At 70.0% G+C, this 21,580-nt stretch carries 20 protein-coding genes; 13 read left to right on the top strand and 7 right to left on the bottom strand.

Features of this window, described 5'->3' with window-relative positions; all coding sequences use genetic code 11:
• The first annotated feature begins 74 nt into the window (after window positions 1-74).
• Window positions 75-947, top strand: a complete 873-nt coding sequence (locus ACFXC1_RS23005; protein ID WP_381245330.1) for a helix-turn-helix transcriptional regulator — start codon at window positions 75-77, stop codon at window positions 945-947.
• A 34-nt stretch (window positions 948-981) separates the two neighbouring features.
• Here the strand turns inward: ACFXC1_RS23005 and ACFXC1_RS23000 are convergent, their stop codons facing one another.
• Window positions 982-1,608 (bottom strand): TetR/AcrR family transcriptional regulator, encoded by a 627-nt coding sequence (locus tag ACFXC1_RS23000; protein WP_381245328.1) that lies wholly within the window; start codon window positions 1,606-1,608, stop codon window positions 982-984.
• Between the two features lie 87 nt (window positions 1,609-1,695).
• Here ACFXC1_RS23000 and ACFXC1_RS22995 point away from each other — a divergent pair, with 87 nt between their 5' ends.
• Window positions 1,696-2,430, top strand: coding sequence for an SDR family NAD(P)-dependent oxidoreductase (locus ACFXC1_RS22995; protein ID WP_381245326.1), 735 nt, complete (start codon window positions 1,696-1,698; stop codon window positions 2,428-2,430).
• 31 nt (window positions 2,431-2,461) lie between these two features.
• On the opposite strand, the gene ACFXC1_RS22990 is transcribed toward ACFXC1_RS22995, so the two are convergent.
• The 4 genes from ACFXC1_RS22990 to ACFXC1_RS22975 form a co-directional block, all read right to left on the bottom strand.
• A complete protein-coding gene (locus ACFXC1_RS22990; RefSeq protein WP_381245324.1) occupies window positions 2,462-3,112 on the bottom strand; it encodes a hypothetical protein in 651 nt (216 codons plus the stop codon).
• A gap of 89 nt (window positions 3,113-3,201) precedes the next feature.
• Window positions 3,202-5,628 (bottom strand): dolichyl-phosphate beta-glucosyltransferase, encoded by a 2,427-nt coding sequence (locus ACFXC1_RS22985; RefSeq protein ID WP_381245323.1) that lies wholly within the window; start codon window positions 5,626-5,628, stop codon window positions 3,202-3,204.
• Window positions 5,629-5,669: 41 nt separating this feature from the next.
• Window positions 5,670-6,371, bottom strand: a complete 702-nt coding sequence (locus ACFXC1_RS22980; RefSeq protein ID WP_381245543.1) for a GntR family transcriptional regulator — start codon at window positions 6,369-6,371, stop codon at window positions 5,670-5,672.
• Window positions 6,372-6,502: 131 nt separating this feature from the next.
• Complete coding sequence (locus ACFXC1_RS22975; protein ID WP_381245321.1) at window positions 6,503-7,858, bottom strand: aspartate aminotransferase family protein; 1,356 nt, start codon at window positions 7,856-7,858, stop codon at window positions 6,503-6,505.
• 336 nt (window positions 7,859-8,194) lie between these two features.
• On the opposite strand from ACFXC1_RS22975, the gene ACFXC1_RS22970 reads away from it, so the two are divergent.
• Both ACFXC1_RS22970 and ACFXC1_RS22965 read left to right on the top strand, forming a co-directional pair.
• Window positions 8,195-10,693: a serine/threonine-protein kinase gene (locus tag ACFXC1_RS22970; RefSeq protein WP_381245319.1), complete on the top strand. Its 2,499-nt coding sequence runs from the start codon at window positions 8,195-8,197 to the stop codon at window positions 10,691-10,693.
• A gap of 119 nt (window positions 10,694-10,812) precedes the next feature.
• The gene (locus ACFXC1_RS22965) at window positions 10,813-12,339 is read left to right on the top strand and encodes a substrate-binding domain-containing protein (RefSeq protein WP_381245318.1); all 1,527 of its coding nucleotides are present in this window, start codon (window positions 10,813-10,815) and stop codon (window positions 12,337-12,339) included.
• Window positions 12,340-12,499: 160 nt separating this feature from the next.
• Here the strand turns inward: ACFXC1_RS22965 and ACFXC1_RS22960 are convergent, their stop codons facing one another.
• Window positions 12,500-13,219 carry an SLATT domain-containing protein gene (locus ACFXC1_RS22960; RefSeq protein WP_381245316.1) on the bottom strand — a complete coding sequence of 240 codons (720 nt, stop codon included), beginning with the start codon at window positions 13,217-13,219 and terminating at the stop codon, window positions 12,500-12,502.
• A 243-nt stretch (window positions 13,220-13,462) separates the two neighbouring features.
• On the opposite strand from ACFXC1_RS22960, the gene ACFXC1_RS22955 reads away from it, so the two are divergent.
• The 5 genes from ACFXC1_RS22955 to ACFXC1_RS22935 all read left to right on the top strand — a co-directional run bounded on the left by ACFXC1_RS22955 (window position 13,463) and on the right by ACFXC1_RS22935 (window position 18,175).
• Window positions 13,463-13,810 carry a YbaB/EbfC family nucleoid-associated protein gene (locus ACFXC1_RS22955; protein ID WP_381245314.1) on the top strand — a complete coding sequence of 116 codons (348 nt, stop codon included), beginning with the start codon at window positions 13,463-13,465 and terminating at the stop codon, window positions 13,808-13,810.
• 72 nt (window positions 13,811-13,882) lie between these two features.
• Entirely contained in the window at window positions 13,883-14,482 is a 600-nt protein-coding gene (recR, locus tag ACFXC1_RS22950) for a recombination mediator RecR (protein ID WP_019070339.1), read from the top strand.
• On the top strand, window positions 14,475-15,137 hold the full coding sequence (locus ACFXC1_RS22945) for a DUF5063 domain-containing protein (protein WP_381245312.1): 663 nt from the start codon (window positions 14,475-14,477) through the stop codon (window positions 15,135-15,137). Before recR ends, ACFXC1_RS22945 begins: the two co-directional genes overlap by 8 nt.
• An 80-nt stretch (window positions 15,138-15,217) precedes the next feature.
• On the top strand, window positions 15,218-15,529 hold the full coding sequence (locus ACFXC1_RS22940; protein ID WP_381245310.1) for a trypco2 family protein: 312 nt from the start codon (window positions 15,218-15,220) through the stop codon (window positions 15,527-15,529).
• A gap of 24 nt (window positions 15,530-15,553) precedes the next feature.
• Entirely contained in the window at window positions 15,554-18,175 is a 2,622-nt protein-coding gene (locus ACFXC1_RS22935) for a tetratricopeptide repeat protein (RefSeq protein WP_381245309.1), read from the top strand.
• Here ACFXC1_RS22935 and ACFXC1_RS22930 read toward each other — a convergent pair.
• Entirely contained in the window at window positions 18,114-18,524 is a 411-nt protein-coding gene (locus ACFXC1_RS22930) for a hypothetical protein (RefSeq protein ID WP_381245308.1), read from the bottom strand. The genes ACFXC1_RS22935 and ACFXC1_RS22930 overlap by 62 nt on opposite strands.
• A gap of 78 nt (window positions 18,525-18,602) precedes the next feature.
• Here ACFXC1_RS22930 and ACFXC1_RS22925 point away from each other — a divergent pair, with 78 nt between their 5' ends.
• The 4 genes from ACFXC1_RS22925 to ACFXC1_RS22910 all read left to right on the top strand — a co-directional run bounded on the left by ACFXC1_RS22925 (window position 18,603) and on the right by ACFXC1_RS22910 (window position 21,543).
• Window positions 18,603-19,418 (top strand): helix-turn-helix domain-containing protein, encoded by an 816-nt coding sequence (locus tag ACFXC1_RS22925; RefSeq protein ID WP_381245306.1) that lies wholly within the window; start codon window positions 18,603-18,605, stop codon window positions 19,416-19,418.
• Window positions 19,415-19,606 (top strand): DUF397 domain-containing protein, encoded by a 192-nt coding sequence (locus ACFXC1_RS22920; protein WP_381245305.1) that lies wholly within the window; start codon window positions 19,415-19,417, stop codon window positions 19,604-19,606. The genes ACFXC1_RS22925 and ACFXC1_RS22920 overlap by 4 nt, the downstream gene beginning before the upstream one ends.
• A 285-nt stretch (window positions 19,607-19,891) precedes the next feature.
• The gene (locus tag ACFXC1_RS22915; RefSeq protein ID WP_381245542.1) at window positions 19,892-20,968 is read left to right on the top strand and encodes a hypothetical protein; all 1,077 of its coding nucleotides are present in this window, start codon (window positions 19,892-19,894) and stop codon (window positions 20,966-20,968) included.
• Window positions 20,965-21,543 (top strand): Uma2 family endonuclease, encoded by a 579-nt coding sequence (locus tag ACFXC1_RS22910; protein WP_381245303.1) that lies wholly within the window; start codon window positions 20,965-20,967, stop codon window positions 21,541-21,543. Before ACFXC1_RS22915 ends, ACFXC1_RS22910 begins: the two co-directional genes overlap by 4 nt.
• The last annotated feature ends 37 nt before the right edge of the window (window positions 21,544-21,580 follow it).

Here is a 21,580-nt window from a genome sequence, read left to right as displayed (position 1 = left end):
CAGGCCAGGGCTGAGCCCACCCAGGGGTTGCCATCCCCTGGCTCGGACCCCGCCGCAGGGGAGACGATGAGCGGGTGAACCTTCCCGAGCTCGCGGCCTTCCTCAAGTCCCGGCGCGACCGGGTCCGGCCGGCCGACGTCGGCCTGCCCGTCGGGCCCCGGCGCCGGGTGCCAGGCCTGCGGCGCGAGGAGGTCGCGCAGCTCGCGGGCCTGTCGGCCGACTACTACACCGAGCTGGAGCGCGGACGCGGCGCCCAGCCCTCGGCCCAGACACTGAACGCCCTCGCCCGGGCACTGCGGCTGGGCGGCGACCAGCGTGACCACCTGTTCCACCTCGCCGACCGGCCGCTGCCCGAGTCGGCGCGCGGCACGGGCGCGCGGCACGTACAGCCCGCCCTGCTCGGGCTGCTGGACCGGCTGGCCACCACCCCGGCCCAGGTCATCACCGACCTGCACGAGACCCTCGTACAGAACGAGTTGGCCGCCGCGCTGCTCGGGCGGGCGCCGGAACCGCGCGGGCCCGCCACCGGGTTCGCGTACCGCTGGTTCACCGATCCGGCCGCCCGTGCCCTCTACCCGCCCGAGGACCATCCGCACCACTCGCGGGTCTTCGTCGCCGACCTGCAGGCGGTCGCGGCCCGCCGGAGCCGCGACAGCGAGGTCGCCGGGATGACGGCCGCACTGCGGCGGCGCAGCGCGGAGTTCGCCGCCCTGTGGGACACCCACGACGTCGGCCTGCGCCGCACCGATCACAAGCGCATCGTGCACCCCACGCTGGGCGTCATCGAGCTGGACTGCCACAGCCTGTTCAGCGAGGACGGCCGCCAGCGCCTCCTGTGGTTCACGGCCCCGCCCGGCACCGAGGGCGCCGCCCAGCTCGAACTGCTCGGCGTCATCGGCACGCAGGACATGGCCGCGACCGAGGACCCCTCGCGCACCACCGGCTGACATCGTCTGCGCTCCGGCCGGCAACGCTCCCCCCTCACGCCCGCCTCATGTGGGCCTCGATGTGGTCGAGCATCGCGTCCAGTGCCACCTCCAACGGCCTGACCTGGCGGTGCAGTTGGGTGAGCAGAAGGCCGCCCTGGAGTGCGGCGAGCGTCGCGAGGGCGAGGTCGTCGGGGTCGGTGTCGAGTTCACCGCGGTCGTGCATCGCCTGGAGGCCGCCGCGGATCGCCGACTCCCAGCGCAGGAAGCCGCTGGCCGCGGCGAGCCGTGCCTCGGGGTTGGTCTCGGCGACCTCGCTGCCGAGGGATCCGATCGGGCAGCCGCCGCGGCACTGCATCCGGAGCTGGTACTCGACCAGCGCGTCCCGCCACTGCCGTAGGCCCGACATGGTGTCGAGTCCGGCGAAGAGCGGTCGCTGCATGTCCAGCACCGCCTCGGTCTGGAACTCGATCACGGCCAGCAGCAGTTCCTGCTTGTCGGCGAAGTAGTGGTAGATCTGCGAGCCGCTCACCCCGGCGGCGGCCCGCACATCCTCCAGCGTCGCCTCGGTCACGCCCCGCTCGTACATGAGCTGCGCGGCGGCGGCCACGATCCGGCGCCGGGTCTCCTGACCCTTGCGGGTCAGCTTCTTCTCGGGGGGCCGGCGTACCTCGGTGTTCATGCCCCGACGCTAGCAGATTCTGGATTGGACAACCCATTTTATTCGGACGAGTGTGGGTCATCCAATCCATTCCTGGAAGGACTCGCCATGGAACTCTCCGGCAAGGTCGCCCTCGTCACCGGCTCGACGGGCGGTATCGGTGCCGAGACGGCACGGCTGCTGGCCGCGGCCGGCGCCGAGGTCGTCGTCTCCGGCCGCAATGCCGAGCGCGGGGCCGCGACCGTACGGTCGATCACGGACGCCGGCGGCAGGGCGCGCTTCGTCGCCGCCGACCTCACCGACCCGGACGCGCTGCGCCGCCTCGCCGAAGCGGCCGGGCCGGTCGACATCCTGGTCAACAACGCGGCGATCTTCCCCGGAGCGCCCACCGTGGACCAGGACCCCGGCACGCTCGACGAGACCCTCGCGGCCAACGTCCGCGCCCCGTACCTCCTCACCGCGGCCCTGGTTCCCGCGATGATCGCCAAGGGCTCCGGCTCCATCGTCAACGTCAGCACCATGGCCGCCCGGATCGGCCTGCCAGGGCTGTCCGTCTACAGTGCCAGCAAGGCCGCGCTGGAGTCGCTGACGCGCACCTGGGCGGCCGAGTTCAGTCCGGCGGGCGTGCGCGTGAACACCGTCGCGCCAGGTCCCACGCGGACCGACATGGTCCTGGCGAGCATGGGTGAGGAGAATGCCGTGCAGTTCGCGAAGACCACCCCGCTCGGCAGGCTCGCGGCCCCGCGCGAGATCGCCGAGGTGATCCTGTTCCTCGCCTCGGACCGCGCGAGCTACCTCACCGGCGCCACCCTCGCGGCCGACGCCGGACGCACCGCCGTCTAGCCGGGAGGGGCGGAAGCCGGATCGCGCAGTACTAGCTGAACACGATCATCGAACCCTGCGCCAGGCTCCGCGTCGCCGCCGCGTGCAGCCCCAGCCACACGTGCCGCTCGCGCGCGAACGGGCTGGGGTCGTACGGCGCGGCGACCGCCGGTTCCTCCAACTCCGTGGGAGCAGCGGGGGGTTGCGGTGCCGTGGGCGGGTTCGCGGGGTCGATGCCGATTGTCGGGGCCACGAACTCCAGCTCGCGCAGGAGGGTCTGGGAGGAGCCCAAGGGGCCGCCGCCGGCGAGGAGTTCGTCGTTCGAGAGCGGGTGCGGGAAGTCGACCGGGACGTAGGCGCCCGCGTGGTCGTAGTGCCAGACCAGGTGGGACTGCTGGGCCGTGGTCTCGAACATCTCCAGGAGCTGCTCGTAGTCACCGCCCAGGTCGTCGACCGGGGTCACCGGGAGGCCGCAGACCTGGAGGAGGTAGGCCCGGCGCAGGAAGTGCAGCGCGTCGTAGTCGAAGCCCGCGACCGGCGCGACCTCCCCGGACAGTCCCGGCATGTACTGGTACACCGGCACCGGAGGGAGCCCGGCCTCGGCCAGCAGCGAGTTGTAGAGCGCGAGTTCGTCGGCGAACGGATTGTCGGGGGTGTGGCACAACACGTCGACGAGCGGGACCAGCCACAGGTCACAGGCCAAAAGGGGCTCCTCGGTTACTCGCTGCGCAGCGTGGTGTTCGCATGGTGGTCAGGCAAGAGTAGGGGGAAGAGTAGTCGGTGCGGCCCGGGTCAGCTCCCCTCGTGCAGGTCCCATACCCACACGCCGTCCACCCACCTACCGGGTTTGCCGGTCAGCTTCTCCACCGCCGTACGGAGCTTGTCGTCGTGGGGCTGCGGCGCGATCACCAGGGCGCCCGCGTGCCAGTACGCGAAGTCCGCCTTGGCCTGCGCCTGCCAGTTCTTGCCGATGGTGGGGATGACGCCGGTGTAGCGCACGTCCCGCAGCATGTTCGAGGTGTAACGGGGCGAGGCGCCGTAGATCCCGATGCGGTCGGCGCCGTAGGGGCCGTTGAAGTAGCCGCCGGGCATCTTGAAGCCGAGGCCGGCCGCCGTCTGCCAGTGCAGAGGCTCCGCCGCGCCGGGGTCGGCCAGCGGGATCGGGACCAGGGATTCGCCGGCGCGGACGTACGACTTGTAGGTGCCGTCCGTGAAGAAGGCCGGTACCGCCGCCCGGTCGACCGCCTTGAGCGGCGCGGGGACCAGGGGGAGCAGTGCCAGGCATACGGCGAGCAGGCCCACGTACTGCGTGCCCAACTCCCGTGTCGCCGCGAGCCGTTCGACCGCGAGCGCGACCAGCATGCCCAGCGCGGGTGCGCAGATCATCGCGACCCGGCCCTCGATCACCGACTCGAGGAGCGGCTTGTGGGCGAGCAGGGCCCAGGGGCCGGGGTAGATCGTGTCCGTGAGCGGGATGCGGATCTTGGGGCCCATGGAGAGGATCGCCGCCGCGACCGCCGTGAAGGCGAGGGCCTTGACCAGGGCGTGTTCCCACAGTCGTACGACGATGGCGAAGGCGAGGGCGACCAGCGGCCAGCCGTAGAAGGCGTTCTGTTCGGTGGGGTTGAGGGAGAGGGAGTTGGCGCGGATCTCGTCGCCCGCCATCAGGGAGCGTTCGGCGAACGAGAGGAGCGCGAGGGGGCTGTTGCCCGCGTTGTCGCCGTGCAGGACGCTCTTGTAGCTCTGCGGTCCGACGAACTGATACCAGAGGGGAATCAGGATGATCGGCGCGCAGATTCCCGCCGCGATGCCCAGGCCCGTGAGGAGCGGGCGCCAGGACGCCCGGACGACATCCCTGTTGAGGACGCCGTAGGACGCGGCGAACAGGACCATGCCGATGGAGGCGAGCAGCAGGGGCTCCTCGCCGAGGAAGATCTGGTAGGCCGCCATCAGGCCGAGCACGACGCCGTCGCGGACCACCCGGGTGCCCGTGCACAGGCGCAGGGCGCGGTCGATGATCAGCGGGATCATGAAGAGGATGACGAAGTTGGGGTGCGCGTTGGCGTGGCTGACCATCGGCGGGGCGAAGGCCGCCAGCGAGGCGCCGACGAAGGCCGCGGCCCGTTGCCGTACGACGCGCTTCACGATCAGCCAGTACCAGGCGGCGGCCGTGGCCGCGAGGCCGAGCGTCATGCAGACGCTGAGGGAGACCGCGGGTCCGGCCAGCAGGGTGAGCGGCGCGAAGGGGACCGACAGGCCGAGCATGACCGTGTTGGCCATGAGGTTCACGCCGTCGGGGAAGCCCTGGAGGTTGGAGAAGAACGGGTTGTGGAGGTGGGCCACGTTGTCGGCCGTCACCGCGAAGAACCACTCCCACTGGTTCTGGTCCTGGAGCGAGTCCTCCAGGTAGCGGTGGCTCGGGTCGAAGAAACGGCCCGAGTAGAGGGCGACCGACATCAGGAGGAAGAGGACGGGGACCAGCACGTCCACCGGGCGCAGGGAGCGGGCGCGGAGGCGGGCGAGTTCGGTGAGGACCCGGGCGTAGTCCAGGGGCCGTACCTTCGAACCGGACTGGTGGGCCCAGCGCACCGGGACCTCGGCGACGTCCCAGTCGGCGCGGCGGAAGTGCTGGAGGACCTCTACGTCGATGCCCCAGCCGTTGATGCGGGAGGCGGCGAAGGCCTCGCGGGCGCGGTCGCCGTCGAAGAGCTTGAAACCGCACTGGGTGTCGCGTATGCCGGGGACCGCGGCCTGCCGTATGAGGAAGTTGCCCGCGCGGCCCAGGAGTTCGCGGACCGGGTGCTGGTGGCTCTCGATGGTCGCGCCCGGCGCGGCCCGGGAGCCGATCGCCGCCGCGCGGCCCTCGCTCAGCTCCTTGTCGAGTTTCTCCAACTCCTCGATGGGCGCGGCCAGATCGGCGTCCGTGACCAGGACCCGGCGTCCGCGCGAGGCGGCGACCCCGAGGCGCAGGGCGTGGCCCTTGCCGCGGTTGCGGGGGCTGGTGACCAACTGCACACGGGGATCAGCGCGGGAGGTGACGACCTCACGGGTGCCGTCGTCGGAGCCGTCGTCGGCGACGACGATCTCCCAGTCGCCGAAGCGGCCCTCGTTGTCGCGCAGATACGTGGTGATCGCGTCGAGCGTCGGCCCGAGCCGCTGTTCCTCGTTGTAGGCGGGCACGACGACACTGAGGTCCACGACGACGACACTGGGGTCCACAGAGGCACTGTCCACGGCCGGAGCGGCCCTTTCCGGTCCGGTCACCGGGCGGCCAGCCGCTCGATGAGGTCGAGGGAGTGCTTGTTGTACGCCAGGACGATCGCGCGCGCGGCCGGGGTGTCGCGGCGCGCCAGGGCGTCGACCAGTTCGGTGTGCTCGGACCACAACTGCCCGCGCAGATCGGTCAGTCGGCGCAGATGCTGCACCGTGCACACCCAGGACTGGACGCGCAGCCGGTGCAGGAAGTCACCTAGGTAGGGGTTGCCGAACATGGTGCTCAGCTCGCGCCAGTACCGCAGGTCGTAGCCGATCAGCACGGTGAGGTCACCGGCCTCGGCGGCGCGCTGCGCCTCCTCGCCGCGGCGGCGGACCCCGGCGAGCGCGGCGACCGTGCGGGGGTCGTCGGTGCGGTCGAACGCGGGGTGGCCGCCGGTCAGCGCCAGGAACATGCCCTCGGTGACCAGGGCGCGGGCCTCGATCATGCCGCGGTGGTCGGCCACCGAGTACTCGTGGACGCGGAAGCCGCGGTGCTGGTCGGCCTCCAGGAGTCCCTGCGCGGAGAGATCGACGAGCGCTTCCCGGACCGGGGTCGCGGAGACGCCGTACTGCTCGGCGATCTCCTTCACCGTGAACTCCTGGCCGGGCTGGAGCCGGCCGGCCAGGACCTCGTCGCGAAGCGCGTCGGCGATCTGCTGCCGCAGGGTGCTGCGGGTCACGGCGCCGTTGCCGCTGCTTCCGGGCATCGTCGGAGCGTCTCCCTCGTCGCGTTCGATGGCGTACTCGTATATGTCTACGAGCACGTCACCTTACGCGTTCGGGTTCCCGCCCTGCCCGTATCCGGGCACCAGGGAGACGGACCCGCCCATTCCGGGTACTACGAGGTGAATTCGTCGGCCACGGAGAGCGCTGTGTCGAGCGCGGCGAGGCCCTCCTTCAGCTCGGCCTCGCTCACATTGAGCGGCGGCACGACGTGCGTGCGGTTCATGTTCACGAACGGCCACAGCCCCTGCTGCTTCGCGGCGGCCCCGAACGCGGCCATCGCCGCGTTCGCCTCACCGGCCGCGTTGTACGGCACCAGCGGCTCGCGAGTCTCCCGGTCCTTCACCAGCTCCAGCGCCCAGAACATGCCGACCCCGCGCACCTCCCCGACACTCGGGTGCCGCGCCGCCAGCGCGCGCAGCGCGGGCTCGACGACCGTCGTACCAAGGGTCTTCGCGTTCTCTACGACACCCTCCTCGGCCATGACGTTGATCGTCGCGACGGCCGCGGCACAGGCCAGCGGGTGCCCGGAGTACGTCAGCCCGCCCGGGTAGGCCCGCTTGCCGAAGGTTTCCGCGATGGCACCGGAGATGGCGACCCCGCCGAGCGGCACGTATCCGCTGTTCACACCCTTGGCGAAGGTCATCAGGTCCGGTACGACGTCGAACAGGTCGGCCGCGAACCACTCACCGGTCCGCCCGAACCCGGCCATCACCTCGTCCAGGACGAAGACGATCCCGTACTTGTCGCAGATCTCGCGCACTCCCGCGAGATAGCCCGGCGGCGGCACCATGATCCCGGCCGTCCCCGGCACGGTCTCCAGCACGATCGCGGCGATCGTGGCGGGCCCCTCGAAGGCGATCGTCGTCTCCAGGTGCTCGAGCGCCCGCGCGCACTCCTGCTCCTCGGTCTCCGCGTAGAAACGGGACCGGTACAGGAAGGGCGCCCAGAAGTGCACGACACCGGCGGCGGCACCGTCACTGGCCCAACGCCTGGGATCCCCGGTGAGGTTGATGGCCTGCTGCGTACCACCGTGGTAAGAGCGGTACGCCGACAGCACCTTCGGCCGCCCGGTGTGCAGCCGGGCCATGCGCACGGCGTGCTCGATCGCATCGGCCCCGCCATTGGTGAAGAAGATCTTGTCCAGATCCCCCGGCGTCCGCTCGGCGATCAGCCGGGCCGCCTCCGACCGGGCCTCGATCGCGAACGCGGGCGCGAAGGTGGTGAGGGTCGCGGCCTGCTCCTGGATCGCGGCGACGACCTTCGGGTGCTGGTAGCCGATGTTCGTGTAGACGAGCCCACTGGTGAAGTCCAGGTAGCGCCTGCCGTCGTAGTCCCAGAAGTACGACCCCTCCGCGCCGGCCACGGCGAGCGGGTCGATGAGCTCCTGCGCGGACCAGGAGTGGAACACATGCGCACGGTCCGCGGCCTTCACGGCGGCGCCGGCCTGGGGATTGGGCTGAGGGGTCATGGCGGCGAGCGTAAATGTCCGCGATGCGGAAAAGGTATCGGCGGTCTGTCTGCGGTAGCGGGGTTTCCGCGACAGGTTGTCCAGGGTGGGTGTCCGGTGCGGGGGCCTGCTGGAGTGTGTGCCTGAGACTAACCGCTGTCCACCTCTGTGACCGGTTAGTTTCACCGACACAGTTCAGCGAGATGGTGCCGGGCCCGGCGGGGCCGGTCTGCCGTTACGGAACCGTAGACACCGCTCCGGCCGTCTCGTCGATTCCCAGCACTATTCTCGGTCTGTCGCGGAGCACAGGGGCTCGACCGGGGCGTGACCGGGGATTTCAGGGGAGGCGGCGCGGTCGTGGAGAAACTGGGGGCGGCCGATCCGCAGCGGATCGGGGCGTATCGGCTGCTGGGCCGGCTCGGGGCCGGGGGCATGGGGCAGGTGTACCTGGCCCGGTCGGACCGGGGGCGCACGGTCGCCGTCAAGCTGGTGCGGGAGGACCTGGCCGCGCAGGAGGAGTTCCGCGCCCGGTTCCGGCAGGAGGTGCAGGCCGCACGGAAGGTCGGCGGGCACTGGACCGCGCCCGTCCTGGACGCCGACACCGAGGCCGCGGTGCCGTGGGTGGCCACCGGGTACGTTGCCGGGCCCACCCTGCAACAGGTCGTCGGCCGCGACCACGGGGCACTGCCCGAGCGTTCGGTACGTATCCTCGCCGCCGGGCTCGCCCACGCGCTCCAGGACATCCACGCCGCCGGCATCGTCCACCGCGACCTCAAACCCTCCAACGTGCTGGTCACCATCGACGGCCCCCGCGTCATCGACTTCGGCATAGCGCGCGCCCTGGAGACCCAGGCCGGCGACGGGCTCACCCGCACCGGCTCGCTCGTCGGCTCGCCCGGTTTCATGGCGCCGGAACAGGTGCGGGGCGACCGCATCACCCCGGCGTGCGACGTCTTCTGCCTCGGCTCAGTCCTCGTCTACGCCGCGACCGGCACCCTCCCCTTCGGCAGCGCCGGCAGCGGTGTCCACGCGCTGATGTTCCGCATCGCCCAGGAGGAACCCGACCTGACAGGCGTCCCCGAGGGCATCGCCGAACTGGTCCGCGACTGCCTGCGCAAGGACCCGGCCGCCCGGCCGACCCTGCACCAGATCCTCGACCGTACGGGCGCGGAGGACACCGTCTCCGGGGGCCGCTCCCGCGACCCCTGGCTGCCGGGCGGCCTCGTCGCCCAACTCGGGCGCCACGCGGTGCGGTTGCTCGACACGGAGGATCCGCAGACTGTGGAGCGGGCCCAGCTGGAGAAGGGCACTCCGGTGGTGCGGGCCCTTCAGTCGCGGGCTTCCGAGCCCTTGGCGCTGGAGGCGGCTCAGGCAACCACCCCCGCCACACCTCCCGCACCGGCACCTCCCGCGTCCGCGCCTGCCGCACCGGCACCTCCCGTGTCCGCGCCTGCCGCACCGGCGCCTTCCGCACCGGCACCTTCCGTGTCCGCGCCTGCCGCACCGGCGCCTTCCGCACCGGCACCTTCCGTGTCCGCGCCTTCCGCACCGGCGCCTTCCGCACCGGCACCTTCCGTGTCCGCGCCTTCCGCACCGGCACCTCCCGCACCGGCACCTTCCGCGTCCGCGCCTGCCGCACCGGCACCTTCCGCACCGGCACCTTCCGCACCGGCACCTTCCGCGTCCGCGCCTGCCACACCGGCACCTTCCGCACCGGCACCTTCCGCACCGGCACCTTCCGCGTCCGCGCCTGCCACACCGGCACCCGCCGTGCCCGCACCTCCCGCGCCCGCACCCGCCGCACCTGCACCCCCCGCACCCGCGTTCGCACCTCCTGCGCCCGCTTCCGCACCCCCCGCACCCGCGTCCGCGGAACCCGTCCCCGTCGCCGTAGAGCATCCCGCCGTCCCCGAAGCCTCCCCCGAACACGCCCCGGCCTCCGACGACGCCTCCCCGCCGCCCCCCGCGCCGGCGGACAGCGGCGCGCCCACCACCCACCTCCCGACAGTGGTGGAGAGCCAGGCCGGACCCACCGGAACACCGCCCCCGCCCACCCCGCACCCGGCCTACGGCCACCCGCAGCAACACCCCCAGCCCGCCCCCGGCTACGGCTACCCGCAACCGCCCGCCCCGCCCGCCGCCGACTACGGCTACCCCCAGCTCCCCGCCCGGCAACTCGTCGGCTGGGGCGGGCAGGTGCCGTACAACCCCTACCCCCACAACCCCGGCCTCGGCTCCACCCCGCCCTACGGCCCGGGGCCCTACCTGGAGCCGCAGGGGACGCGCCGCAGCAAGCGGTCGACCGCGCTGTTGGTCGTGGTCGCGCTGGTCGTCGCGCTGGGGGCGGGCGGTTCGGTGTACGCGCTGATGCAGGGCGGCGGCAACGGCGGCCGTACGGCGGCCGGTTCGGGCGGCCGGGCCACCAGCGCCGCGCCCACCACACCGGGTCCGACCACCGGGGAACCGTCGACGGCGAAATCCCCGTCCCCCTCCGAGACACCGAGCGGCGGCGACGCCGTACCGAGCGGCTATCTCGGCACCTGGAACGCGTCCATCGACAACTCCACGGGCCACAACACCCGCCAACTCACCATCAAGCAGGGGAAGGTGGGGGATCCAGTGCTGAAACTGGTCGCGGACGGTCCCGGCTACCACTGCGTGTTCAGCGCCGACCTCGCCCAACGGCCGGGCGACAACGGTCCGTTGGCGATCGGCGCCTCCACCGTCACCTCCGGACAGCCGCTGTCGTCCTGCAGCCCGGGCGCGGCCAGCGAGGTCACCCTGCTGTCGGACGGCACGCTCCAGCGGGTGAACACCGGCAACGGCGAGAAGCTGACGTACACGAAGTCGGGCTGAAGTCCCTTTACTTCAGGGCCAGTTGAACGTCACCGGAACTTCGGCCGACGGCCCCTGCGGGTTTTCCGGGGCCGACCGTACCGTGACCCCACGATCAGACTGGGGAGCGGGGGCCCGCAGTGGAGTGGCTGAGCGCGGAGAACGTCGTCGCCGTGGGCACCGCGGTGCTCGGCATCGTCGCGTCCGGTGTGATGGTCTGGTACGAACGCCGGACACCGCGCCGCAAGCGGATCGGCTACCGCGTCCAGATGGACAACCCCATTGGCGACGACGTCCGTTCGGGCCGCGCGAACAGACGCCTCGGCCTCTTCGACGAGGTCCCGGGCATGTCCGACGCGACCCTCGTCCTGCTGCGCATCGAGAACGACGGTTCGCAGAGCATCGCCGACAACGACTACACCGGGCGCGAACTCCACGGCCTCACCGCGGTGTTCACCGACCGTACGATCCGGGGGGTCTCGGTCACCCAGCCGGTCGGCACCGACCATCTGATGGACCACTTCACCCCGGCGGCCGGCCTCGGCTACGACGCCAACACCCTGCGCATCCCGCGCGTCCCGCTCAACCCGCGCGACCACTTCAAGCTGCTGGTGCTGCTGTCCGGCGGTGACGTCGGCTGCGACATACGGCTCATAGGGGGTATCCGTGACGGCGAGGTGCACCCCAACCGCAGCGCGACCCCGGACGACAAGGCGCCTCTGTTCAGCCGCGCCTCCCGGCTGATCACCATCATGCTCACGGTGTGCGTGGTGACGCTGGCGACGATCGTGGTGGCCCGCGACGACACCCCGCCGCCGATCGGCTGCGCGCACGGCACCCTCACCGTCACCGGTTCGACCGCCTTCGCGCCGGTGATGGAGGAGGCCGCGCAGAAGTACGAGAAGGACTGCGAGGGCTCGAAGGTCGTGGTGGATCCGCACGGATCGACGGCGGGCGTACGGGAGTTGGAGGCCAAGGGGCTCGCGTCGAAGAAGGGCTCACCGGCGGTCGTGGCCATGTCGGACGGACCCAAGCCGAGCGACATGCCCCAACTGCTGGCGCGCCGGGTCGCGATGTCGGTCTTCGCGATCGTCGTCAACGACGGCGTCCACCTCAAGAACCTGTCCACCGCGGACGTACGACGCCTGTACCGGGGCGAGATCAAGAACTGGCGGGAGCTCGGCGGCCCGAACGTGGCGGTGCACCTGGTCAGCCGGGACGCCAACTCCGGTACGAGACAGGTGTTCCAGCGCCGGGTGCTGAAACGCGGCGAGATCGCCAACTCCTCCGTCGACTGCGTCCACAAGGACGATCCGACGGCACCCGTCATCCGCTGCGAACTCGACTCCACGGACCAGGTGCTGTCCGAGGTCGCCGAGGTCCCCGGTGCGATCGGCTACAGCGAACTCACCCTCGCCTCGCACGCCAAGGGCCTGCACGTACTCACCCTCGACGGCCACGCCGCGTCCGTGGACGCAATCGAACAGGGCACGAGCACCTACCCGTACCGCGAGATCGAGTACGCCTACACCTACGGCACGCCCCCGTCCGACTCCCTCACGTCGAGCTTCCTGAACTATCTGACACAGGGCGTCGGCCAGGACGTGATCCGCGTCCACGGACACATCCCGTGCGGGACCGTTGAGGGCATCAAGCTGTGCACGTAGCCCACGTCAGCGGGGCTCGGGCGGCCGCTGCCGCGGCATGTCCGGCCGTGCCGCCGGGGTCCGCCGGGCCGGTCTCGGCTGATCGTGTGAGGTCCGGCGCCCGCCCCTGCGCGGCCCGCTTGCGCCCTGCCCTGCCCTGCGCTGCGCGCCCGCGTTCACCTCACCGCGGCTCGGGCGGCCGCTGCCGCGGCATGTTCGGCCGGCTGCCGCCGCCCGGTCCGCCCGGGCCCGGCGGCATCGGGAACCTGCCGTGCACGACCGTCCCCTCCTGCCGCCCCCCGCCGGCCACCGTCGACTGGATGCCCAGCGGTGCCGAGCCCGTGCGGAACTCCAGCATCCAGTCGGCCGTCTCCATCCGCACCAGCTCCGTCACGTCCTCCGAGAACCGCCGCAGCACCCCCAGACACCGGTCCGCGGCCTCGCTCGCCGTCCCGTCGGCCGGCCCCAGCACCTCCCGTACGCCCTCCGACGCCCAGTCGAACTGGAGCACCTGAAGACGCCGCTGCACCGCCTGCGCCGTAGCCACGTCCCTCATCCACCCGGACGTCATCCCGAAGAGCCGGTCCCCGGCCACGCACGCCGCCCCGAACAGCAGCGCCAGATAGCCCCAGGCGGCCGGCCCGGCCACCACCCCGGTGAGGTCGAGCAGCGGCAGCGCCGCCCCTACGACCGCCCCCAGCACCGCGCCCGTGCGCAGCATCCGCGCCCCGCGCCGCTTCCACACCCGGTCCGCGAGGTACCAGGCCGCCGTCTCCAGCGCCCCGCGCTCGACCCACCGGTACAGCTCGTCCAGCCGGGCCGCGGGCTCGCCCCAGTCGCCGAGCGGAAACGTCCTCCCGGCCAGATCGCCACCCTCGGGCTGAATCTCCGGCTGACCCACCCGGCACTCCCTTACGTTGTGTGACACCTGATGCTGATGTGCCGGATCCTTCCTACCGCCCAATGGGTGGCGAAGGCTCCGGTTTCACCTCTTTTCCGCCCGGAAGTGGGTCTTGATCAGGTATAGGACGCGGTAAGGACTCACTCGAAAGAGTGCTGGAGCGATGACTGCTCGGACCACGTAGGCTCGTGCCGAGCGGGGAAAACCCTCGCCTGCACAGCCGTACGAAACCAGGAGCTGATCGTGATTCCCGGTGGTGGCCAGCCCAATATGCAGCAGCTGCTGCAGCAGGCCCAGAAGATGCAGCAGGACCTGGCGAACGCGCAGGAGGAGCTGGCGCGGACCGAGGTCGACGGACAGGCGGGCGGCGGCCTGGTCAAGGCCACCGTCACCGGCGCCGGCGAGCTGCGCGCGCTGAAGATCGACCCGAAGGCGGTCGACCCCGAGGACACCGAGACCCTCGCGGACCTGATCGTCGCGGCCGTCCAGGCGGCCAACGAGAACGCGCAGACCCTCCAGCAGCAGAAGCTCGGCCCGCTGGCGCAGGGACTGGGCGGAGGCGGCAGCGGTATCCCGGGTCTGCCTTTCTAAGACGACCCGCGGCCAACTACGGTACGTACGTACATACCTCCCGCACGATCCCGAGGAAGGGCAGGCAGTCCGTTGTACGAGGGCGTGGTCCAGGACCTCATCGACGAGTTGGGGCGGCTCCCCGGCGTCGGTCCCAAGAGCGCGCAGCGGATCGCCTTCCACATCCTTCAGGCCGAGCCGACGGACGTGCGCCGGCTCGCGCAGTGCCTGATGGAGGTCAAGGCGAAGGTCCGCTTCTGCGCGACCTGCGGAAACGTTGCGCAGGAAGAGCTGTGCGGCATCTGCCGCGACCCGCGCCGCGACCTCTCGGTGATCTGCGTGGTCGAGGAACCGAAGGACGTCGTAGCGGTCGAACGTACGCGCGAATTCCGGGGCAAGTACCACGTCCTCGGCGGCGCGATCAGCCCGATCGAAGGTGTCGGACCGGACGACCTGCGTATACGAGAACTTCTCGCGCGGTTGGCCGACGGTACGGTCACGGAGCTGATCCTTGCCACGGACCCGAATCTGGAAGGCGAGGCCACGGCCACGTACCTCGCCCGCATGATCAAGCCCATGGGCCTCAAGGTCACCCGCCTGGCCAGCGGCCTCCCGGTGGGCGGAGACCTGGAATACGCGGACGAGGTGACCCTCGGCCGCGCCTTCGAGGGGAGACGACTCCTAGATGTCTGACGCCACACTGCATGCCACCGCGCAGGACCCGGACGACTTCGCGGTCCAGATCGCGGACCAGGTCGAGAGCTTCCTGGTGGCCGTGTCGGAGGTAGCGAAGGGCGAGGACCCCGACTCCGCGGTCCCCTTCCTCCTCCTGGAGGTCTCCCAACTCCTGCTGGCGGGCGGCCGGTTGGGCGCACACGAGGACATCGTCCCCGACGAGCGCTACGAGCCGGACCTCGGCCCGGAGCCGGACGTGGACGAACTCCGCGAGCGCTTCGCGGTGATGCTGGAGCCGATCGACGTCTACTCGGAGGTCTTCGACCCCTACGAGCCCCGCAAGGCCCCGGTCCCGGCCCGCATCTCCGACGACCTCGCCGACCTCATCACCGACCTCCGCCACGGCATGGCCCACTACCGCGCGGGCCGCACCACGGAGGCCCTGTGGTGGTGGCAGTTCTCCTACTTCTCCAACTGGGGCTCCACGGCGTCGGCGACGCTGCGTGCCCTCCAGTCGGTGGTGGCCCACGTCCGCCTCAACCAGCCCCTCGCGGAACTGGACGGCCTGGACACGGACCAGAGCGTCATGGGCGACGAGACGCTGGAGTTCGAGGCGGGCGCGGTGATGGCGGAGGAGATCGCGGGGCCGTTGGGGATCAGGCCGGTCAAGTAGGGCTTTTCCACGGCACGTTGTGGGGCGCGGCGAGTACGCTGCGCCCCACAGTGCGTGTACGGGGACGAGGGGGACGCCCGATGGCCGACGAGGTATGGATGGGGTTGGCCGAGGCGATCGGAGCGATCCGCGCGGAGCTTCAGCAGGCGGCGCGGGACGGAGCGGGACAGGAGATCCAGTTCCGGACGGGGCCGGTGGAGATCGAGTTCGCCGTGGACATGAAGAAGGACGGGGAGGCACGGGCGAAGGTCTTGGTGCTCCCGTTCGGCGCGGAGGCGAAGGCCTCGCGATCAAAAGGCACGACGAGCAGAGTCAAGCTCACACTTCAGCCTGTCGATGCCGAGGGCGAGGATCGGCGTATCGCGGACGACTCCGGGGAACGCCCCAAGTAACGGGGAACACGGGGGTGTTGGCCTGTGGCTGTGGACGTGCGGCGGGTCGTGGAGATCTGGAATCCGGTCGGGAAGTGTTCGGGGACCGGTTATCTGGTCACGGACGACATCGTTCTGACGGCTCTTCACAATGTGCTGAGCTGTGGGGTCTTGGAAGTCAGGGGCCTCGGCGGCGACTCCAAATGGCTTGCGGCGGAGGTGTTGTGGCCGCTGACGGAGCCACTGCCTGATCTGGAGCGGGAGCCTCAGGCGGACGGGGCGTTGGTCAGGATCACGGATCCGGGGTGGGTGCCACCGGCAGGTGTTGAACCTGTCCGCTGGGGCCGGATCGACGGTGGCCCGGTCGTAGCGGACGAGGGACGGCTGTCGTGTGTCGCGGTTGGCTTCCCCAAGTCCGAAGTACGGGACGGCATCCGGGACACGAAGGAGATCAGCGGCCACATCGAGAGGCTGACGGGGCTCAAGTCCGGTGGGCTGATCACGGCGTACGTCGACCAGGTCGCCGTGCCCGGTGTGTGGGCGGGGGCGTCCGGGGCGGCACTCTTCGCGAGGGGGCGGCTCATCGGGGTCGTGACGACCGATCGGCGGCGGGATTACGACGGGGATCAGCTGACGGCGGTGTCGGTGGTGGGGTTGGCGGCGCGGCCCGGGTTTGTGGCGGCGGTGGGGGAGTTGGTGCCGGAGGACGTTGCGGCTACGGCTGCTGATCGCGAGGGCGCGCGGCGTACGGCAACCGTGTACGACGTCGAAGTCCCGCCGGGCGTCAACAACTTGCCGGAGCTGCCGTCGCCGATTTTCGTCGGCAGGGTGGAGGTGATGGCCGAGTTGGAGCGGGCTCTTTCGGCGGAGTCGCAGACGATCACGCAGACGGTGCATGGGCTTGGGGGTGTTGGGAAGACGACGCTCGCCCTGCACTACGCGCACGACCATGCGGGGACGTATCGGTTGGTGTGGTGGATCCGCTCGGACACGCCTGAGTTGATCGAGGCGGGTTTCGCGGCCCTGACTGTGCGGCTGAGGGGTGAGGAGGCGTCCAACCTCACCACTTCGCAGGCCGCCGAGTGGGCGGTGGGGTGGTTGCAGACGCACCCGGGATGGCTCCTGGTTTTCGACAACGCGGAGAAGCCGGGGGATGTGCATGCCTGGACGGGTCAACTACGGGCATCCGGGCGTCACTTGATCACGAGCCGGTACAAGCGGGGTTGGGTGTGCGAGCCGATCTCCTTGCCTGTGCTGGATCAGGAGGCTTCGCTGGCCCTGCTGTCAGGCCTCGTCGGGGGTGGCGACGAGGAGGACGAGGCACGCGCACTGGCGGAGGAACTCGGTCATCTACCGCTTGCTCTGGAACAGGCCGGCGCCTTCATCGCGCAGAGGGAGGTCTCGATCGCGGCGTACCGAGCCATGCTGGAGCGGTATCCGGCGCGTGCGGCGGCTGCGGCACCGGGTGGCTTTGACCCTGCACGGACGGTCGCGCGGATCTGGCGTATCACCCTGGACGTGCTTGAGCAGCAGGATCCCAGGGCGGTAGAGATCTTGCGGATCGCGGCGTGGTACGCCCCGACAGGCATTCCGCGATCTCTGTTCGAGCCGCTAGCCGAGGACCCGGTGGACCTTGCCCAGCTTCTGGGGCTGTTGGCCGACTACAACATGATCACGCTCGACCGGGCAGGGTTCGGCATCCACCGCCTGGTTCAGATGGTGGCCCGCACGCCGTCGGAGGACGATCCACATCGTGATCAGGCGCGCATCCTGGTTGCGCGTGAATGGGCCACGGAGCTGATACTTGACGAGCTTCCGCGCGATCCCAGCGGAAACGTTGCGGGCTGGTCGACCTGGAGAGCCTTGCTTCCCCACGTCGAAGCCATCCTTGACGTCTTCGAACCGGGCGAGGACACGGCTGAGATTGATGTGATCCTCACTCTGACGGGACAGTTCCTGCAGGAGCAAGGGCAGTTGAGTCAGGCGACCGACTGTTATGACCGCTCTCTGGTGGCGGCTACTCGGCTCTTCGGTGAGGATGACCCGAGCACACTGACTTCGCGGAACAACCTGGCTAGCGCGTATGAGGCTTCGGGGGACGTGATGCGGGCGATCCCGTTGTACGAGCGGACGTTGGAGGATTGTGTGCGGGTGTTGGGTGAGGATGACGCGAGCACGCTGACTTCGCGGAACAACCTGGCTGGCGCGTATCGGGCTTCGGGTGATGTGGTGCGGGCGATCCGGTTGTACGAGCGGACGTTGGAGGATTGTGTGCGGGTGTTGGGTGAGGATCACCCGCACTCGTTGCAGTCGCGGAACAACCTGGCTGGCGCGTATCGGGCTTCGGGTGATGTGGTGCGGGCGATCCGGTTGTACGAGCGGGCGTTGGAGGATTGTGTGCGGGTGTTGGGTGAGGATCACCCGAGCACGCTGGGTTCGCGGCACAACCTGGCTGGCGCGTATGGGGCGTCGGGTGATGTGGTGCGGGCGATCCGGCTATATGAGCAGGCACTTGCCGGTTGTTTTCGTGTACTGGGCGAGGACCACCCGACGACAAAGACCGTCTTCGAGAATCTCTCCATCACGCGCACCCAACAGCCCCGACCTACGCCCCCGCCAACGCCAGCACCGCCCCCAACCGCCCCGCCTCCACAAACGGCGCCGTAACCGTAGGCTCGCTGTACCACCTCAACGGCCACGTGTTCCCGTCCAGCGCCGGAACCCCGATGTACGTGACGGTACGAGCGCCCCGGCCGCCGAACTGCTGCACACCCAAAGGCCAGTTGTGCCGGCGTACTTCCCCGGGCGCCAGCAGGAAGTACATCCACCGGAACCCGGCGGCCTCGCAGACCACGGGCCCCGCATCCCCGTCGGCGGCCTCGATGAGACGCGCGGCGACCCGTTCTCCCCGTACGCCTTCGATACGTACGGCGTCGAAGTGGACCCCGGTGAGGCGGAGTTGGTGACCGGACGCGGGGATCCAGTCCGGCAGGTGAATTGATTCGGTCATGGTCACACGGTGGTGTCTGCGGAGCTACGCTCGGTAGTGACTGAGGTGATACACGCCGGGGTGTATCGGTCGGAGGTGGATGCTGTGCCGGGTCAGTCCAACGCCAAGTCCCTGCCGCCCGTGGCCTGGCGGTACAGCGGGAACCAGCTGAAGCGTTGGCGCACCAAGGCCAACGTGAGCCGGGAGGAGCTGGCCGCCGCCTCCAACTACGCGCCGGACACCATCAAGTCGATGGAGCAGGGCGTACGGATGCCGACGCCGCGCGTGCTCGACGTAGCCGATGGGATGTGCCGGGCTGAGGGGTTGCTGAGCGCCGCGAAGGACTACCTGAACAAGGAGAAGTTCCCGTCGCGGGCACAGGACTTCATGGAGCGGGAGAAAGAGGCGATCACCCACTGGTCGTACGAAACCACGGTCGTCCCGGGGCTGTTGCAGACGCCGGGGTACGCCCGCACGCTGATCGAGAACCGTTGCCCGCCCCTGGACGAGGAGACGGTGGAGGAGCGGATCGAGGGACGCATCGAGCGACAGGCCATCCTCGCCGAGCGGAAGCCGCCGGTGGCCCTGAGTTTCGTCCTCTACGAGGCGGTGCTGCGCAGTCCCCTGGTGGACACCGAACAGCTGCGCCGTCTGCTGGAGGTGTCCCGTCTGCGGAACGTCACGGTGCAGGTGCTCCCCTTCGAACGGGCCATCCCCTCGGCCCTCATGGGGTCCATGGTGCTGCTGGAGACCCGTGACCACGAGCGGTTCGCCTATGCGGAGGGTCCGTTCGCCAGCGAACTGACGGCCGATCCGGAGGTTGTCAGCCGGGTAACCGAGCGGCTTAGCATGATCCGCGCGCAGGCGCTCAGCCCCGCTGAGTCGGCCCGTTTCGTCGAACGGATGGTGGATCAGCCATGAGTGACCAGCTGAAGTGGTTCAAGTCGAGCTACAGCGACGATGAGGGCGGCAACTGCGTCGAGGTCGCCCTCCCCACACCGCAGTTGACCGTCCACATACGCGACTCGAAGATCCCCTCGGGCATCCAACTCCGTGTCACCGTCCCCGCCTGGACGGCCTTCATTTCCGCAGCTCACCCCGGAGCTTGAGCCCCGGGCCCCGAGCTCTTTTCTTGGGTTCTGGGCTGGTTGAAAAACAACCCAACCAACCAAGCCTGTACGTGAGTTGAGGGGGGTTTAACCCGAACGGGTGACGTTCCGTGATCAGCTTGCGCTGCAACGTAAAGCCGCTCTAGGTTCACGGCAAACAAGCAAATAGTTCGGCCCCGGTCGGTGCGCCAACACCGGCTCCGGGGCCTAGACCTACAGATCGAAAGAAGCTCGATCGTGGCTTACGCCAACCCTAGCCCCGCCCTGCCGTCCCCGTCGCACCCCATGGCCAAAACGGGCTACGGAAAACGCGCCACGGGTGACGAAGAATCGCACGCGGACCCGGACTTCGCACACCTGCTCCCCCGGGACGCCGAGATCGCCGTCTTCATCGACCACCTCGACAACGGCCACGCCATGGGCCACAAGGTGCTCGCGGCCGAGCATCCCCGTTACGGCCAGCAGGCCTGCCGTACGTCGCTCAAGAGCCTCACCGAGGCCGGCCACCTGCGCTGGATCAAGGAACACATCACCGTCGAGGACAACTCGATGCGGTGGGTGACGCGGACGTACTGGTCGCGTACGCCCAGGTCGGCGCAGTGGTGGGCGGAGTTCGCGCGGGAGCGCCACGGCAGGGACGTCACGCACGACTACCAGCCGGGCCTGGCGAGGACGGAAGACCCGACCCCGACCCCGACCCCTGCGCCGGAGAGCGACAGCGAGAGCGAGAGCGACGGGACGCCGAAGACGGACCAGACCCCGGAGACGGACCCGACCCCCGAGCCCAGCGCCGCGTACCGCGCACTCGCCCAACTCCGATCCACAGACCCCCGCATGTCCCTCTCCGATGCCGAGTGCCGTGCCCTCGAACCCCTCGCCGCGGAGTGGCTGACACGAGGCGCCACCCCGGCCGACATGGCCCGCGCGCTGACCGACGGACTGCCACCCAATGTCACGAACCCGGGCGGATTCGCCCGCACCCGACTGGAGGCCAAGATGCCCCCGAAGAAGAACGACGCCGCCGAGACCCGGCCCCTCCGCGCCCGTGTGACCCGCGTGCTCATGGCCTGCGCCACCTGCGACGCCGACGAGCGGACGGCGAAGATCATCAACGGCATCTGCGAGGAGTGCCGCGCGGAGCCGGAGATGAGCGAGGAGGAGATCAAGAAGGGGTTCGAGGAGATCGCCTACCTGGGAACCACGACGGCCCGCCTCCTGAAGCAGAAGCTGGAACGCCGTACGGGCGGGCCCGTGCCCGACACGTTCCGCCCCGTGCCGATCGAGGACCGCGTCCACTATCACTACCGCGACAACCGCGACCGCATCGCGAACGGCCTCCCGCCGAGGCGGTGGAACCCGTGACGGTCGGGAAGCGGCAGCAGCCGCAGATGTTCGTCGAAGACTTCGAGGAGCTGGAGCGCCGGGCACCCGAGACCGTCCGGCTGGAGTTCATCAACGGAAAGGTCGTCGTCAAACCCATGCCGGACGGCAACCACAGTGAGATCGTCGCCTGGCTGCAGAGGGTGTGCATGCAGCACCTTCCCGACCTGTGGCTGCACGCGGAGCGCGGGCTCAGGACGGAGCGTCATCGGCAGGGTCGCGCTCGTGCGGATGGCGTCCTCGTTCCCCGGGGCGGCCTCAAGGGACACGGCGAATGGTCGGACACGGGGACAGCCCTGATGGCCGTAGAGGTGACTTCGTGGGACGCCGATGCCGCTCAACGGGACCGGCTCGACAAGCCTGGTGGCTATGCGGCGGCCGGAATCCCGGTCTACTTACTCATCGACCGGGACGACCGCACAGCCACCGTGTTCACTCATCCCGAGGACGGCCGCTACCGCCACCAGGAGAAGCTCCCCTTCGGTGCGACCGTCAAGATCCCGGACCCCGTGAACATCACCCTGGACACCGAGCCCCTGAAAGAGCTCGCGGACTGAACGCTCGCGCCGTGGGGGTGTAGCCCGCTACACCATC

Origin of the sequence: Streptomyces hokutonensis (assembly GCF_042751305.1) — a bacterium.
Lineage (GTDB): Bacteria > Actinomycetota > Actinomycetes > Streptomycetales > Streptomycetaceae > Streptomyces > Streptomyces hokutonensis_A.
This window is presented reverse-complemented; position numbering and strand designations above follow the sequence as displayed.